Here is a 14,717-nt window from a genome sequence, read left to right as displayed (position 1 = left end):
ACTCATTAGGGCCTGATCGGTAGTGTCCGACGCGGTTCAGAGCCCGATCGCTAACCGCAGCGTGATCGTCCGCGGACGCACGGGCACGGTCTGCGTCAAGCTGTCGAGCGTGAAAGGGTTGCCGAAGCCGAAGCTGTTGCCGCGGCTGTCGAGCAGGTTGGTGACGTCGACCGACCAGCGTCGCCTCCCCATATCGATCGAGCCGCCGGTATCGATCGTGGCATAATGACCCGCCGGACGATCGAGCAGCGGATCGAAGCTCAGTCGCGTGCGGCCGATATAACGAGCCGCCGCATAAATCTGCGCAGGCAGGCCGCGCACGTCGAAGCTTCGCGAGGCGGCGAGCCGTGCGGATATGTCGGGCACCACGGGCAGCCGGCGATCGTCGTCATCGATCGTCACACCCGACGAGGTCGAGGTCAGGCGCGCACGCTGCAGCGTGGTGCCGAAATCGATCGCGACCGGCACGAGGTCGAGCCGACCGCCGAGTTCCAGCCCGTAATTGACCGCGTTGCCCGCATCGATCGTCCCGAGCAGGCCGTCCGCGCCGACGGTGTCGCTGCGCAGATGCTCCCAGGTCGAGCCGAAGATCGCGCCGTGCAGCGCGAGACGGTCGCCGTCCACGCGGATCCGCCACCCAAGCTCGAGGCTCTGCAACTCGTCGCCGGGGATGCGGCGATCGTTGACGGGCGCGGTGCGACTGACACCCGCCGGACGGACCGCGCTCGCATAACGCAGCCAAACGAGACCGAGATCGTCGCGATGCCAGCTGAGTGTCGCACTGGGCGTGACGCCGACCCGCGCCGCGCGTTCGCGGTCGGGGTCGACCTGTTCGAGATGGCTGATCGTCGAGAACGCGCGCAGGCCGAGCTTGAAATCGAGCGACTGCGTCAGTTGCTGCGTGCCCTCGGCGAACAGGGCTGCGTCGATCACATCCTCTTCGTCACGTCGTGCCGTCACCGCAGGAGAGCCGCCGGTGGCCATGAACCGGCCGTCCAGCCGGCTGGTCGAATGCAGGATCGTCGCGCCGACGATCCACGGATGGCGCGCAGTCGGGTCGCTGACGCGGACCTCCTGCGACAGGAGTTGCGCCGAGCGATCCTCGATATAGGCGAGCGGCGCGGTCAGACCGAGCGAGGGCGCCAGAACGCTGGCGTCATAGGTGCTGCCGAATTCCTGGTCGACGAATGCGGTCGTCGCCTGCACGTTCAGCTTGCCGATCGGCCCATCGAGAGTGAGCGTTGCCGAGGTGAAGTCATTGTCCTGCGGCTCGGCGATACGGGTCGCGCGCGACAGGCCATCGGTCGCATATTGGCTATCGCGCGCATCGATCCGCTGCGCGACGCCGCCGAGCGTCGCGTGCCAGTCGCCGAACGCCCAGCGCAACGCGGCGCGGCCGCCGATCCGGCGGGTCCGATTGACGTCGCGGCGGTTTCGCCCGGTGTCGTCGATCCAGCCGGGCATCGTCTCGCTCCAGCCCGAAGCGCGCAGTGCCAGCGTGCCGGGCAGGATCGGCACGTTGACGATGCCCTCGACCGCGCCGCCCAGCGCGCCGTTGGCGACGCTCGTTCCCTCGATCGCGGCGCTACCGGCGAAGCGATCGAGATCGGGCGCGACCGTGACGATGCGGACGACGCCGCCCAACGCACCGGTGCCGTACAACGTACCCTGCGGTCCGCGGAGCACCTCGACGCGGTCGACATCGACGAGCCGCAGATCGGGGTCGGGCGCGGCATAGCCGATCCGCGCGTCGTCGAGATACAGGCTGACCAGTGACTGGCTGGTGCCGTTGAACGCACTGTCGGCGACGCCGCGCAGGAAGATACGGTCGCGGCCGGGGCCCAGATTGGTCGAGAACGCGCTGTCGGTGCTTGCCATCACGTCGACCAGCCCGCGCCGCCCGGCAAGACGGTCGAGCACCTGCCCGTCCGCGATGCTGATCGAGGCGGGTAGATCGGAGAGGCGTTCGTCGCGCTTGCTGGCGGTAACGATGATGTCGCCGCTGGCCAGCTCGGGCGGCGGCGCACGGCGGCCGAGTGGACGCGGGGTTTTTTGCGGGACAGCCTCGATCCGCCACGTCGTCGCGTCGATCCTGATCGCACGAAGCCGGCTGCCGGCCAGCATCCGCCGCAACGCATCGCCGACATCGCCCGCGCGATCGATCCGCCGGACACGCAGATCGGGGAGCGATCCCGCCATGCCGATCGAGATGCCGCTCTGTCGCGCGAGCACGTCGAGCGCGGATCGCAGCGTGCCGGCCGGAATCGTCAGCTCCAGCCGCGTCTGCTCAGCGTGAAGCGGCGGCGTCCAGATGCACCACGCCGCCGACGCGACGAGCGCGTATCGGCAGGACCGCGCGAAGCTGATCGACGAGCCGCGATCCATCACCAATCGTCAATACCCCGGAGAAACGCAGGTTCGCCGCGGACGGATCGACCATCAGCGGGGCGTCGGCATACCGCGATATGTCGGCGGCAACCAGCGCCAGCGGTGCGCCATCGTAATCGAGCCGTCCATCGGCCCAGTCCGAAACGCGTGCAGGATCGACGGTGCGGCGCTCGGCGATCTGCTTCGATGGTGTGATGTCCAGGCTTTGCCCGGCGTGCAGCATCGTCGTGTCCGCCGAGGAGCCGCCAATCGGCGTGACGTCCACCGCGCCCTCCGCGACCGTGACCGCGACGCGACCGCGCGCGCTGACGACGTCGAACCGCGTGCCGATATCGCGGACTTCGTAGCCGCCGGCGCGGACCATCAACACGCGCGAGGGATCATGGCGCACGGCAAAGCTCGCGGCGCCGTCGGCGATCTCGATCACCGGACTGGTCCCGCCGCTGACCGAGAGGCGGGACCCGCGGTCGATCTGCATGCGGCTGCCATCGGCGAGCGTGACCGCGCGTGTCTCGCCGCGACCGGTCGTGTAAAGCTGTGCCGCCGTATCGGCCGACGGGACGGCAATCAGCACCGCAAGCCCTGCCGCCAGCGCGCCGCCGGTGCCGAGCGCAGCCCAGCGCCAGCGCGGCGATCGTGCCGGCGCCGGCGTCTCGGCGACCATGTCGTCGTTCGCGGGCATCGCGGCTGCGATCGCGGGCGCGGCCTCGCCGATCTCGGCGTCCAGCACCGCGACGCTGTCATAGGCGCGGCGATGCGACGGGTCGGCGTCGAGCCAGGCGCCGAACGCCTCCCAGTCCATTTCCGGCGAATCGAGCCGGGCGTGCCAGGAGGCCGCGTCGTCGATCGCCGTGCGTATGTCCGTCATGCCGCCCTCCTTTCCCCGCCCGAATGATAGACGCCGCCGCCTGTATCGGACCGCAGTTGCTTGTCTCGATCAATCATCGAGCGCCTTTCTGAGGTGCCGGAGCGCGACCGCGACGTGTTTTTCGACCGCGCTGCGGGATATGCCCAGTTCGGCGGCGATCTCGGCATGCGATGCGCCGTCGATGCGGTGCCGCCGGAACACGCGCATCGCGCCTTCGGGTGGCCCGGACAAAGCGGCAACGAGCCGGTCGAGCCGCTCACGCCCCATCGCCGCGTCGAAGGCGGAGGGCGCATCGTCGATCGCCTCCGCGCCCATGACCGACGTCGTGACTTCGACATAGCCCGCGTCGCGCCGCTGCCGTCGCCCGCCGGCCCGTACCCGGTCGAGCACGATGTTCATGCCGACGCGGTGCAGATAGGCGAGCGGGTTCGCGATCGGGCCCGTCATGGGCTCGGCCACGTGCAGCCATATTTCCTGCACCACGTCTTCGGCCTCCGCGACGCTTCCCGTTCGCCCGGTGAAGAACCGGACGAGTTGCGGGCGGTTGGCCGCAAGCACCGCGGACAGGCCGGCGGGCGGGATCGGGTCGGCGTCGGCTACGACAGGGCTCCGCGTTCAAGTGCAGCGCCTTGGCCGCATGGACATAATGCCCTTGTGCGAACGGTAAGTCGCCCCAGAAATCTATCGCGTCAGGCGGCGTGCCGATCGGCGGGATGCAGCGGCCAGATCAGGATCAGCACGACGATCGCGACCGCCAGCACGCCGGAGGCATGCGGACGGCTGAACGCGAGTCCGCCGTGATCGAGCGGCTTGTCGAGGAAATCGCCGACCGCCGCGCCGAGCGGTCGGGTCAGGATGAACGCCGCCCAGAACAGCAGCACGCGGTCGATCGCGGTCCACAGATACAGCGCGGCGATCACGGCCAGCATCGCGCCGAATATGATCGCGGCACCGCTATAGCCGAGCCCACCGGTGTCCGCGGTCCAGTCGCCGAGCGCGGTGCCCAGGGTCTGCGAAAAGGTGATCGTGACCCAGTAGAACAGTTCCGCGCGCGGCTCGTGCACCGTGGCGACCGACACCGATCCCAATGCGCGATGCCATACCAGCAGCGATGCTGCGACGCCGGCCAGCAGGATGAGCGACCCGCCCGGATACCCGATCCCGAGCGAGCGCGTCGCGAAGTCCGCCATCGTCGTGCCGGCGGTCGTCGACGCGATGATCGTCGCCCAATAGAGGAACGGCCGATAGCGCGGTGCCGCCACCTGCCGCCACACCAGCAATACTAGGATCGCGGCGAAGATCGCGGTGCCGACGAGATAGCCGAGGTTCATCGACATGCTCACCGTGTCGCCAGCAGTCTCGCCGAGCGTGGTCGCCAGAATCTTGATGATCCAGAACACCACAGTGACGGCGGGCACCTTGGCCAGCGCCGCGTGGTCGCGGTCGGTCATCGCGGCTTGTGTCGGATCATGCCGCCCAAGCGGACGATCATGACCGCGATCGACAGCACCGCGCATGCCAGGATCGCCAGATAGAAGCCCGGACAGGCCCAGGCGGATCGGCTTTCCACACCAGCCATACAGAGCCGGCCGTCGCCGCTGAAGTCGCAGACATCGGCATTGCACGGCGTCGTCGCGAGAGGCGGATCGGTCGCGGCGGCGAGCGGCATCGCAAAGGCGATCGCGGTCATCGGCATGATCCTTCTCTCCTCGTGGCGGCACCGTCGGCATACAGCGCGAGCAGTGCGTCGAAATGATCGTCCATCGTGCGGATTGTGCGCTGGAGGCCGGGGGTCTCGCGGGCGCGTGCCACCGCGAGGATCGCATCGGCCGCACTCTGCGCGTCGCCCGATCGATAGGTCACGCCGCCGCCTGCGCGCGCGAGGTCCGCGGCACCCCCGCGATCCGGCGCGATCAGTGGGCGACCAGAGGCGATCGCCTCCGCTGCGACGAAGCAGAAGGTCTCCGCTTCGCATCCGTGGATCACGGCATCGGCGCTGGCCATCATCCGCGCCAGTGCCGCGCGATCGGTGGTCGGCTCGACCAGGCGGACATGCGGATTGCCGTCGATCGCCTCGACGACCGGGCGCTGCCGCGATCCGCCGCCGACGATCACCAGCCCGACCGGCACCTGCGCACCCGCCAGGGTCGCGGCCTGCGCGACCATCGGCCAGCGCTTCTCGGGCGCATGCCGTCCGACGCCGATCAGCAGAAGCGCATTCTCGGGCAGATCGCACAACGCCAGCATGTCGCGTCGCGCCGCGGCATCGCGCAGCGTCGGCGAGAATTGCCCGGGCTCGACGCCCATGGGATCGGTTACGACCTTTTGCAGGCCGCCATCCCGCAGTCGCTCGGTCAGGCTGTCGCTCGCGCTCACCACCAGATCGAACCGTTGGTCGAGCCGCCGCAGATGGCGCCAATACCAGTCGAACGCCCGGTCGACCGTCCGTGTCGATGCGACCCCCTCGAACCAGCGATAAGCATAGGCCGACAGCGGATCGGCATGCGCGACCAGCGACAGTTTCGCGCCGCTGCCACGCTCGGCACGCCAGTCGGCCACCATCGACGCGCTGCGCCACGGTGACGAGACCTCGACCAGATCGGGGTCCTCGTCGTCGAGCACCGCGTGCAGCGCGGTGCGATCGGCGAAATAGCGATACGAGCGGTCGAGCGGGAAGCGGGGCGATCGCACCCATCGGATGCGGGCGTGCGGGCCCCGGCGCTCCTCGCCATCATGGTCGCCCGGCGCCACGACGACGACCTCGTGTCCGCGCTCGGCGAACGCGATCAGCTTGCGATCGATATAGGTGCGCACGCCCCCGCCGCTCGGCGTGTAGAAGGCGCAGACATCGACGATCTTCATGACGCGCGTCCCCCCACGGGCAGCAGATCGGCATAGCGCGCGACGGTGCGTCGTGCCGACAGCGATCGGATCGTCCTGTCGATACTCGTCATCAGAGACTCCTTGGTGACGTCGCCGGGATGCACCGCGACCCTGAGCGTCGGCAGCCAGTCCGGCAGCGCGCGTGCGGCGGCGGCCACCGCGAGCGAACTGGCGGTCCGCGCGGTCGATCGGCTGGCCCAGGTCACCACCGGCCCCTTCGCGACAACCGCGCCGCTCGCCGGTTGCCAGACCCGGAAATGATCCTCGGCCAGCGCGAAATCGCAGGTTTTCAAAGCCGCCCTGGCCCCCGCGCCATAAAGCCACGCCGGCGCGATGAACCCCGCGACCGGACGACCGATCGCCTGCTCCACGACATCGCGCCCGCGCCGCATCCGGCATTCCGCCTCGTCCGCGCTCAAGCCCAGGAACTCGCCTTCGCCGGCCGTCATGTACCGTGCCTTCATCGCGGCGGCGGTCCCTTCGTGGTCGCTCGTATCGCGGTGGAACCAGCCATGTAGGAACATCTCGACGCCCGCATCCGCCCAGCCACGCAACCGACGCGCGAACGCCGGCGCGCGGTCCAGCGGTGCCGCGCCCCAATGATTGGGCACCACGAGCATCGCGAACCGCGGGCCGCCGAGGATCTCGCCGATCGTTTCCGCCAGTCGCTCGATCGGATCGGCAAAGGCAGGCGAGACATCGTGGATCGATACGATCAGGCGCTTGTCGCGCGGAGCTTCGGGCGTGTGATCCCTCGAACCTGTCACCATCGCACCGTCCAGAAAGCAGCGTGTCCGTCCATGCTCTGGTGACGGCACTGCGGAGGCCGATCCGCAGTCCTTCGCAAAATTTTTGCCTCGCCGTCCAAGGTCGGGCTGGGGATAGCCCGGCGCCGCGGCGTCGAGATGCCATGACAGATCCGGGTTCGTTCGCCGCCGCGGCCTCGCGGCACCGTCTCAATCGGGCAATGGCAAAGGTCAGTGCCGCATGAGCGACGCGCTGCACCGAACGCCCAGCGGGACCCCGAGCCGAACCATCCTGTCCGCAGCGGCGCTGCCGCTGAAGCCGATGGTGGTTCACAAGGGGCTCGTCGCACGCTGGCTGACGCCGCTCCTGTCCGCCGCGATCCTGATCGCCGCGCTCTGGCAGTTGCGCCATCTGGACGTGCGCGGCGTCATCGCGATGGTACCGCGGTCGCCGCTGTTCTGGCTGGTGTTCGCCGCCGGCTATCTGGCGATGCCCGCAAGCGAATGGGTCATCTATCGCCGGCTGTGGACCCTGCCGGCCAAGGGATTCCTCGCCTTGCTCCGCAAGCGGATCAGCAACGAGATCGTCGCGGGCTATTCGGGCGAGCTCTATTTCTACGCCTGGGCACGTCGCCATGCGACGATGGTCGGCACACCGTTCGGCGCGATCAAGGACGTCTCGGTCCTGTCCGCGGTCGTTGCGAACGTCTGCACGCTGGCGCTCGCCGCGCTGAGCTGGCGCGCGCTCGTCGCGTTAAACCTCGGCACCGATGCCAAGGTGATGATCCTGTCGGCCGCGAGCATCGCGCTGCCCTCGCTCGTGGCGCTGGCGATGCGCAAGCGGCTCTTCAGCCTGCCGCGCGGCGATCTTCGCCGGATCGCCATAATCCACCTGCTGCGCATCGTCGCGACCACGGTGCTCGCCGCGGCGCTCTGGGCGGTCACGCTGCCGACCGCGCCTCTCGCCTGGTGGCTCGTGCTCGCGACGCTCCGGATGCTCGTGTCGCGCCTGCCGCTGATCCCCAACAAGGACATCGTCTTCGCCGGGCTGGTCGCCTTCACGGTGGGCCAGTCGTCGCAGGTGACCGCGATGCTGACGATGATCGCCGCGCTCTGGCTGATCACGCATCTGCTGCTCGGCGCGATCCTTGCCGCCGTCGAGATCCTGAACCCGGAGCGTACGCAATGATCCTGTCGCTGATGACCGTCCTAGCTGCCACCCTGCCGTCGACACCCGCGCTGGGAACCGAGGCGGCGCGGTGCCGGCCGCACGAGACCGGCCCCGCGATCGTCGTGACCGTCGACGGACTGAAGGATCGGGCGGGACGGCTGCGGGCGGAAGTCTATCCGGCTGTCGAGGGGGATTTCCTCGCCGACGACAACGTCCTGATCGCACAGGGCAAGACCTTCCGCCGCGCGGTGATCGCAGTGCCGCCATCCGGCCCTGCGCAATTGTGCCTGCGCGTACCCGGCGAAGGCGCCTACGCGCTGAGCGTCGTCCACAGCCGTACGGGCGGCCACGGTTTCAGCCTGCTCCACGACGGCATCGGTTTTGCCGGCAATCCACGGCTCGGCCACTCGAAGCCCGATGTAGACCAGGCCCGGATCGTCGCGCATGCCGGTCTGACCGCGACGACGGTCGTCATGAACTATCGCAGCGGACTATTCTCGTTCGCGCCGCTCAAGCACTGATTCCGTCGACCGGCCAGGACGGGAGCCGCCGCACACGATCGCAGGTTGGCAATTTCGATATGCGGTTGATCCTGCGCGGCGGCGTCTGTGTAGAAAACAGTAACGGGAGACCGAATGGTGTCGATACGGATCGGGAATTTCGGACTTCGGGTGGCGGCGCTGATGGCCTGTGCCGCGCCCGCCGTCGCCAGCGAACCGCATCCGATGGTGTCGGTCATGACGTATAACGTGCACGGCCTGCCCTGGCCGATCGCGGAGGATCGCACCGCGTCGCTGTCCGCCATCGCCGCGCAGTTTCGCGCGATGCGCGCCGCCCGCCGCCAGCCGGACATCGTCGCGCTGCAGGAAGCGTTCGTGCCCGATGCCAAGGCGATCGGGATCGCGGCGGGCTATCGCTATATCGCGTTCGGCGCGCCTGCCGAAGACTCGTCGTCCGCCACGACCCCGGACGACCGACGCTTCGTGTCCGAGGGCAGCATGTTGCGCGGCGAACGGGTGGGCAAGCATGTCGGCAGCGGTCTGGCGATCTTTTCCGACTACCCGATCCTGGCCGTGCGCCGGATGAGCTATCCGGTCTGCGCGGGCTATGACTGCCTCGCCAACAAGGGCGCGATGGCGGCCTCGATCGCGATCCCCGGCATGGCCCGGCCAGTCACCGTCATCGACACCCATCTGAACTCCAATGGCGCAACCGGGGTGTCGGAACCGCGCGCGCTCTATGCCTATAAACGGCAGATCGACCTGCTCGGCAGCTTCATCGGTGCGGTCGCACGGCCCGACGCCGCAATCCTGGTGGCGGGCGATTTCAACGTCGGGCGAGACCTCGCTCGCCGCAGCTATTTCGCCCAGCGGATGTTCGGCGGGCCAATCGCTCTGACCGGCGGATCGCTGCAATGCCGGATGACGCGCGCCTGCGTGGTGAGCGAGCCGACCGATATCGCGATCTCGACCGCCCGCGCGAAGGACTGGTTGATGTATCGCGCCCCGAACGCTCTTTCGATCCGACCACTCGGTCTGAGCGCGCCGTTCGGCCATGATGGCGCGAACGCGATGCTGTCCGATCATGTCGGGGTCATGCTCTCCTATGCGCTGGACAGCGCCGGTATCCGGTCCAGACCGCGGGCCATTCTGGCGAGCCGCTGACGGCCGATCGCGGTGTCAGGCCAGCAGCAGAAGCGGCAACGCGGCTCCCGCCACGAGAACTATCACCGACGTGCGTCGCATCGATCGATTGGTGAGCGCGATGACGATGCCGAGAATCGCCGATGCCAACAGCCCGATCGACATCGGAGCGACTAAGATAGGCAGCCTGACTCACAACCCCTGGCCGCCGGCAGATCCGGGGCGGTCGAGGTTCGAGAAGTCGAGATCTTCGAGTTCGTCAGTAGATGTCGCGCCGGTAACGTCCATCTTCGGTCATCGCCTCGAGCGTGGGATCACCGAGCGCCAGTCGCAGCGCTTCGTCGACCGCGGGCGCCATGCCCGCAAGGCTGCCGCAGACCAGGATCGTGGCACCGCGATCGACCCAGGCACGGATATCGTCTGCCGCACGCTTCACGATGTGCTGGACGTACAGGCGGGACGTTTGGTCACGAGAGAAAGCGCGGTCGACGCGCGCCAGGGTGCCGCGGTCGGCGAGCGACTCCATTTCGTCGCGATAGAAATCGTCGATGGCCGGGCTTCTTTCGCCGAACAGCAGCCACGCGTCACCCGCCCCGCGTTCGGCACGCGCGTGCAGATGCGCGCGCAGCCCTGCGAGCCCCGTGCCGTTGCCGATCAGGATCATCGGCGTATCGCCTGCGGGCGCATGGAAGCCGGGATTGTCGCTGATCCGCAGGAGGACCTCGCCGCCAATGGGGGCAAGCGCGGTCAACCAACCCGAACCGAAGCCGAGGCCATCGGGCCGCGCGACCTGCCGGACCAGCAATTCCAGGCGTCCGTCGCTCGGAATCGAGGCAATCGAATACTCGCGGTGCGGCAGGTCGCGAAGAGACGCGACGACGTGCGCGGCATCCTGCCCCGCGACCGTTTCCGGGTAGGGCAGGATCGCGCCGGACAGATGGTCCGCGAGGGGCAGCCCCCGCACCTCGACCTCGCCGTCCAGTCCGGTCACGGCCAGGAACGCCGCCACCCGAGCGGGATCATGGCGCGGCGCGATCTCGGCGATATCGCCCGCCTGCCAGATCGGCAGATCGCCGTCGATCGGCTCCAGCGCCAGATGGAAGGCCTTACCGCCCAGACTGCCGGGATTGAGCAGGCAACGCTCGACCAGCCGCCAGCGCGCGAACGCGGCGGGTGCCCAGTCGGCGACGTCGCCGTTCGCGCCGATCGACGCGACCTGCCGCTGCCAGTGGCGCTGCGCATCGACATCGTCGCCGTCCATCTCGATCATGTCGAACAGCCGCCGGCCGCCACCGGTGTGCAGCCACCGATCGATCTGGTGCCCGAACGCACAGAAATCGGCATATTCACGGTCGCCGAGCGCCAGCACCGCATACTCTAGCTCGCCCACCGCAGGCGGCGTCGCGAGCGACCGGCGTGCGAAGCCGCGCACTATGTCTGGCGGCTCGCCCTCGCCATAGGTGCTGACGACGAACAGCGCGCGGCGCGCCTGCGCGAGCACGGCGTCGTCGACCTGCGTCAACGGCATCACGCGCGCCGGGGTGTCGGTGAACATCGCCGCGGTCGCGCGTGCGATCCGTTCGGCGCCACCGGTCTGGCTGGCATAGGCGATCAGCAGCGAACCGTCCGCAGCCTCTTGCGACGACGCCGGCATCGTTACAGGCGCCGCGCGCGCGCGCTTGCGCCGGCCGAGATAGAGCAGCAGCCCGGTCACCGTGAACAACGGCATGGTCAGGCTCGCGAGCATCATCGCCACGCGCCCCGCCAGCCCAAAGAAATCGCCGCGATGGATCGGCAGCATGGCACCGATGATCGTCTTGCCCCACGGCTTGTCGGCATAGCGATCGGCCTTGACGATCCGCCCGCTCGCCTGGTCGACCGAAAGGTCGTCGGTCATCCGGTCGTATCGCGCGCCGATCGGCAGCACGCTGAATTCGACCGGCTTGGCGTCGGTCGGTGGTGCGAAGCTGACGGTGCCGAAATCGGGCCCGGTCGCGATACGCAGGCCGGTCCAGGCGACCGTCACCGATCGCGGCGTCGCGGGTGCATCCCTGCCCCCCTCGCGTCGTTCCGCGACCGCGGGCTTGCCGGTCAGCGCATAGGTCACCCCGTCGCGATACCAGCCATAGGACCACCACAGTCCGGTGAACCCCGAGACAAGATAGAACACCACGACCCAGCCTCCGATCACGGCATGCAGCGTGCGGTACAGGTTGCGCCCCGTCCGCCGCAGATCGAGCACCAGCCACGACCGCCAGTCGAGCGCGCGCCGCGGCCAGCGCAGATACAGCCCGGACAGCGCGAAGAAGATCAGCGACAGCGCCGCGATCCCTGTGATCTGCCGGCCGATCCCGTTGCCGTTGCCGGGCAGCGCAAGCCAGCGATGCAGCTGGCGCACGACGGTGAAGACCGACTGGCCCGTCCTGGTCCCGATCAGACGCCCGGTGGCTGGATCGACCAGCGCATCCTCGCGCGCTTTTCCGCCCTGCAGTCGAACCTCGGCGGGAAGCGCGGGATCGCTGTGCAGCGTCAGCCGCTGGACGCGCGTTCCAGGCCGCTGTGCCGCGATCCGCGCGATCAGCACGTCGGGCGCCAGCCGTGTCGCGTCGGGGTGCAGCGCGGCGCTCAGCATCGGCCGCGACAGCGTCGCCATGATCTCCGTCTCGAAGCTCATCATCGCGCCGGAGACCCCCATCAGCGCGAGCACGAAGCCCACGGTGATCCCCACGAACCAGTGAATCTGGAACAGGACGCGGCGCATCATCGGAAATTCGCGCGCAGTTCGACGAACACGGTGCGCGCACGGCCGACGAAGGCGCCGCGCCGCGAATCGAAGGCGGAGGTCGCATAGACCTTGTCGAAGATATTCTCCGCGCGCAGCATCACGTCGGCGAAGCCGAGCTGCTTGGTGATGCTGCCGTCGAACACCGCGAAGCCCTTCATATGTGCGCCACCGCGCGCTAGCTGGCCCGAGACATATTGCCCGCCCAGCGCCACCGCCGTGCCAAGCGGACGAACCTGGTATCGGCTCCAGGCGCCCGCCTGGTGCCGCGGCGCGTTGGGGAAGCGGCCGCCGACCGAATTGTCGATCGCCGGCCCTGCGCTGTCGGTGATGCGCGCGTTGTTATAGGCATAGTTCGCGGTCACCACCCAGTCGCGCCCGATGTCGGCGGCCAGCGTCAGTTCGACGCCCTTGCTCGTCACTTCTCCAACCGGCGCGAGCTGGTCGATCCCGCCGATCGGCGGCAGATCGGGATCTGCCTGGACGATCCCGCGGCGCACGATGCGGTAGAGCGCGAGCGTCGGCTGCAGCGCGCCGTTCAGGAATTCACCCTTGGCGCCGACCTCGACCTGCCGGCTGGCGACCGGCGCGAACGGGCCGCCGACGCTCGAGCTCTGGACGCCCGGCGACTGCGGTTCGAAGCTCTGGGAATAGTTGGCGTAGAGCGAGGCGGTCTTCATCGGCTTGTAGATCGCACCGCCCCGCCAGCTCAGTCTGTCGCCCGACGTCCGATCGTCGCCGGCCACAGGATCGCGGTCGTCGAACCAATCCTGGCGCAGCCCGCCGACGACGATGACGCGGCCGATATCGATCTGGTCCTGCGCGTACAGGCCATAGCGATGCGAGCGCACGTCGGTCCGTTCCGCATTGCCCGCGCTCAAATCGTAATCGACACCCGAGGTGAGCCCATAGACCGGGTCGGTGAGCGACAGCGCCGGCACGCCGGACCGCACCGCCACGCTGTCGAGCTTGGACCGCTGGCGATACCAGTCGCCGCCCGCCGCGATCGTGTGATGCAAGCGGCCTGTCTCGAACTTGGCGATTAGATTGCCTGCGACGGTCAGCCCGGTGATGTCGTAGCGCTGGCTGCGATATTCGCGCGGTACGGTATCGAAGATCCCGTCGCGATCGCTGTCCACCACCGCGCGCGGCTCGTGATATTCCTGATGCTCGCGGTAGCGGAACCAGCGTGACGCCAGGTTGAACGACACCGCGTCGCTGAGCCTGTGATCGAGCCGCGCCTGCGCCACCGTGCCGCTGAGCTTCGAAAAGTCGGTTGGCTCGAGATGGTTCCAGCGGCGATCGGCGAGGAAATTGCCACTGTCGTCAATCGGGATCCCGCGGAACCGCCCCGGCAGGTCCTGCTCGAAATGCGTCAGCTGCGTCGTCAGCTTCGTGTTGGCACCCAGCCGCGTCGTGAGGCCGCCATCGAGCACCAACGACTGGCTGCGGCTGTTGACCTGGACGGTATCGAGACTCTCGTAGAACGCGCCCGCGCGTCCCGAAAGGACGCCGCCCCGGTCAAGTGGCCCGGTGACCTCAGCCGACGCGCCATACCGGTCGCGATTCCCGACGATCCCGCGCAGCGAGGCGCCGAACGTCTCAGCCGGCTTCTTGGTGACATAGTTGATCATGCCGCCAGGCGCGCTGGCGCCGTAGAGCATGCCGACCGGCCCCTTCAGGAACTCGACGCGGTCGATGCTGAACAGGCTCGGGACCGCGAAGCCCTGGAAAGGATCGCCGCGCAAGCCATCATAGAAGATCCCGTCCTGGCGGAATCCGCGATAGGTGACGGTCGCATATTGGCTCGCGCTGACGCCGGCGATGTTACGGTACAGGTCGGTGATGTCACGCGCGCCCTGGTCGCGGATCAGGTCGGCGGTGATGATCTGCACCGATTGCGGCAGGTCGAGCGGATTGGCGGGTGCGCGGCCGATCTCGGTCACATTCGCGCGGTATAGTTTTCGCGCGCGGCCGGTGACGATGATCTCGTCGTCGCGCTCGATCCTTTCTTCGGCACCGTCTCCGGCGATTTGCGCGAAAACGGGGGCCGGACCGAAGGCGGCCAACATCGAGGCCAGGAGCGCGGGCGCGCGGCGGTTATGGTACAAGGAGAATTCCGTTCTTCGACTGAACCGATGGCGGCGACGAAGGCATTTTACCTCGGCCCCAAACCCTCTCCCTGACGCCACCCCTAGCCTTATTGCGAATGCGTATCAATCTATAATACGGCCGA

General features: G+C 68.2%; 13 protein-coding genes. 3 read left to right on the top strand and 10 right to left on the bottom strand.

What is annotated here, in order from left to right:
* Positions 1-36 precede the first annotated feature (36 nt).
* The 7 genes from AC3D24_RS03245 to AC3D24_RS03215 form a co-directional block, all read right to left on the bottom strand.
* Positions 37-2,385 carry a TonB-dependent receptor gene (locus AC3D24_RS03245; RefSeq protein ID WP_489028133.1) on the bottom strand — a complete coding sequence of 783 codons (2,349 nt, stop codon included), beginning with the start codon at positions 2,383-2,385 and terminating at the stop codon, positions 37-39.
* Positions 2,288-3,256, bottom strand: coding sequence for a FecR family protein (locus AC3D24_RS03240; protein WP_489028131.1), 969 nt, complete (start codon positions 3,254-3,256; stop codon positions 2,288-2,290). Before AC3D24_RS03240 ends, AC3D24_RS03245 begins: the two co-directional genes overlap by 98 nt.
* 69 nt (positions 3,257-3,325) lie before the next feature.
* Positions 3,326-3,814 (bottom strand): RNA polymerase sigma factor, encoded by a 489-nt coding sequence (locus AC3D24_RS03235; protein ID WP_489028129.1) that lies wholly within the window; start codon positions 3,812-3,814, stop codon positions 3,326-3,328.
* A gap of 131 nt (positions 3,815-3,945) precedes the next feature.
* Positions 3,946-4,707, bottom strand: coding sequence for a COG4705 family protein (locus AC3D24_RS03230; protein WP_489028127.1), 762 nt, complete (start codon positions 4,705-4,707; stop codon positions 3,946-3,948).
* Positions 4,704-4,946, bottom strand: a complete 243-nt coding sequence (locus tag AC3D24_RS03225; RefSeq protein ID WP_489028125.1) for a hypothetical protein — start codon at positions 4,944-4,946, stop codon at positions 4,704-4,706. Before AC3D24_RS03225 ends, AC3D24_RS03230 begins: the two co-directional genes overlap by 4 nt.
* Positions 4,943-6,118, bottom strand: a complete 1,176-nt coding sequence (locus AC3D24_RS03220; protein ID WP_489028123.1) for a glycosyltransferase — start codon at positions 6,116-6,118, stop codon at positions 4,943-4,945. The genes AC3D24_RS03225 and AC3D24_RS03220 overlap by 4 nt, the downstream gene beginning before the upstream one ends.
* Positions 6,115-6,909: a DUF2334 domain-containing protein gene (locus AC3D24_RS03215; protein WP_489028121.1), complete on the bottom strand. Its 795-nt coding sequence runs from the start codon at positions 6,907-6,909 to the stop codon at positions 6,115-6,117. Before AC3D24_RS03215 ends, AC3D24_RS03220 begins: the two co-directional genes overlap by 4 nt.
* A gap of 217 nt (positions 6,910-7,126) precedes the next feature.
* Here AC3D24_RS03215 and AC3D24_RS03210 point away from each other — a divergent pair, with 217 nt between their 5' ends.
* The 3 genes from AC3D24_RS03210 (at position 7,127) to AC3D24_RS03200 (ending at position 9,720) form a co-directional block, all read left to right on the top strand.
* Complete coding sequence (locus AC3D24_RS03210; RefSeq protein ID WP_489028119.1) at positions 7,127-8,074, top strand: hypothetical protein; 948 nt, start codon at positions 7,127-7,129, stop codon at positions 8,072-8,074.
* Complete coding sequence (locus AC3D24_RS03205; protein WP_489028117.1) at positions 8,071-8,577, top strand: DUF2141 domain-containing protein; 507 nt, start codon at positions 8,071-8,073, stop codon at positions 8,575-8,577. The genes AC3D24_RS03210 and AC3D24_RS03205 overlap by 4 nt, the downstream gene beginning before the upstream one ends.
* A 117-nt stretch (positions 8,578-8,694) precedes the next feature.
* Positions 8,695-9,720 carry an endonuclease/exonuclease/phosphatase family protein gene (locus tag AC3D24_RS03200; protein ID WP_489028115.1) on the top strand — a complete coding sequence of 342 codons (1,026 nt, stop codon included), beginning with the start codon at positions 8,695-8,697 and terminating at the stop codon, positions 9,718-9,720.
* 15 nt (positions 9,721-9,735) lie between these two features.
* Here AC3D24_RS03200 and AC3D24_RS03195 read toward each other — a convergent pair whose 3' ends face one another.
* The 3 genes from AC3D24_RS03195 to AC3D24_RS03185 all read right to left on the bottom strand — a co-directional run bounded on the left by AC3D24_RS03195 (position 9,736) and on the right by AC3D24_RS03185 (position 14,592).
* The gene (locus tag AC3D24_RS03195) at positions 9,736-9,864 is read right to left on the bottom strand and encodes a hypothetical protein (protein ID WP_489028113.1); all 129 of its coding nucleotides are present in this window, start codon (positions 9,862-9,864) and stop codon (positions 9,736-9,738) included.
* A gap of 94 nt (positions 9,865-9,958) precedes the next feature.
* Positions 9,959-12,463 (bottom strand): PepSY domain-containing protein, encoded by a 2,505-nt coding sequence (locus AC3D24_RS03190; RefSeq protein WP_489028112.1) that lies wholly within the window; start codon positions 12,461-12,463, stop codon positions 9,959-9,961.
* Positions 12,460-14,592, bottom strand: coding sequence for a TonB-dependent siderophore receptor (locus AC3D24_RS03185; protein ID WP_489028110.1), 2,133 nt, complete (start codon positions 14,590-14,592; stop codon positions 12,460-12,462). The genes AC3D24_RS03190 and AC3D24_RS03185 overlap by 4 nt, the downstream gene beginning before the upstream one ends.
* Between the last annotated feature and the right edge of the window lie 125 nt (positions 14,593-14,717).

This window comes from Sphingomonas sp. SL1004 (assembly GCF_057815015.1).
This window is presented reverse-complemented; position numbering and strand designations above follow the sequence as displayed.

Coding starts and splice junctions, on each gene's coding strand:
- AC3D24_RS03195 (WP_489028113.1), bottom strand. CDS start 9,864: ATGTCGATCGGGCTGTTGGCATCGGCGATTCTCGGCATCGTCATCGCG.
- AC3D24_RS03225 (WP_489028125.1), bottom strand. CDS start 4,946: ATGACCGCGATCGCCTTTGCGATGCCGCTCGCCGCCGCGACCGATCCG.
- AC3D24_RS03205 (WP_489028117.1), top strand. CDS start 8,071: ATGATCCTGTCGCTGATGACCGTCCTAGCTGCCACCCTGCCGTCGACA.
- AC3D24_RS03230 (WP_489028127.1), bottom strand. CDS start 4,707: ATGACCGACCGCGACCACGCGGCGCTGGCCAAGGTGCCCGCCGTCACT.
- AC3D24_RS03220 (WP_489028123.1), bottom strand. CDS start 6,118: ATGAAGATCGTCGATGTCTGCGCCTTCTACACGCCGAGCGGCGGGGGC.
- AC3D24_RS03240 (WP_489028131.1), bottom strand. CDS start 3,256: ATGACGGACATACGCACGGCGATCGACGACGCGGCCTCCTGGCACGCC.
- AC3D24_RS03210 (WP_489028119.1), top strand. CDS start 7,127: ATGAGCGACGCGCTGCACCGAACGCCCAGCGGGACCCCGAGCCGAACC.
- AC3D24_RS03190 (WP_489028112.1), bottom strand. CDS start 12,463: ATGATGCGCCGCGTCCTGTTCCAGATTCACTGGTTCGTGGGGATCACC.
- AC3D24_RS03215 (WP_489028121.1), bottom strand. CDS start 6,909: ATGGTGACAGGTTCGAGGGATCACACGCCCGAAGCTCCGCGCGACAAG.
- AC3D24_RS03245 (WP_489028133.1), bottom strand. CDS start 2,385: ATGGATCGCGGCTCGTCGATCAGCTTCGCGCGGTCCTGCCGATACGCG.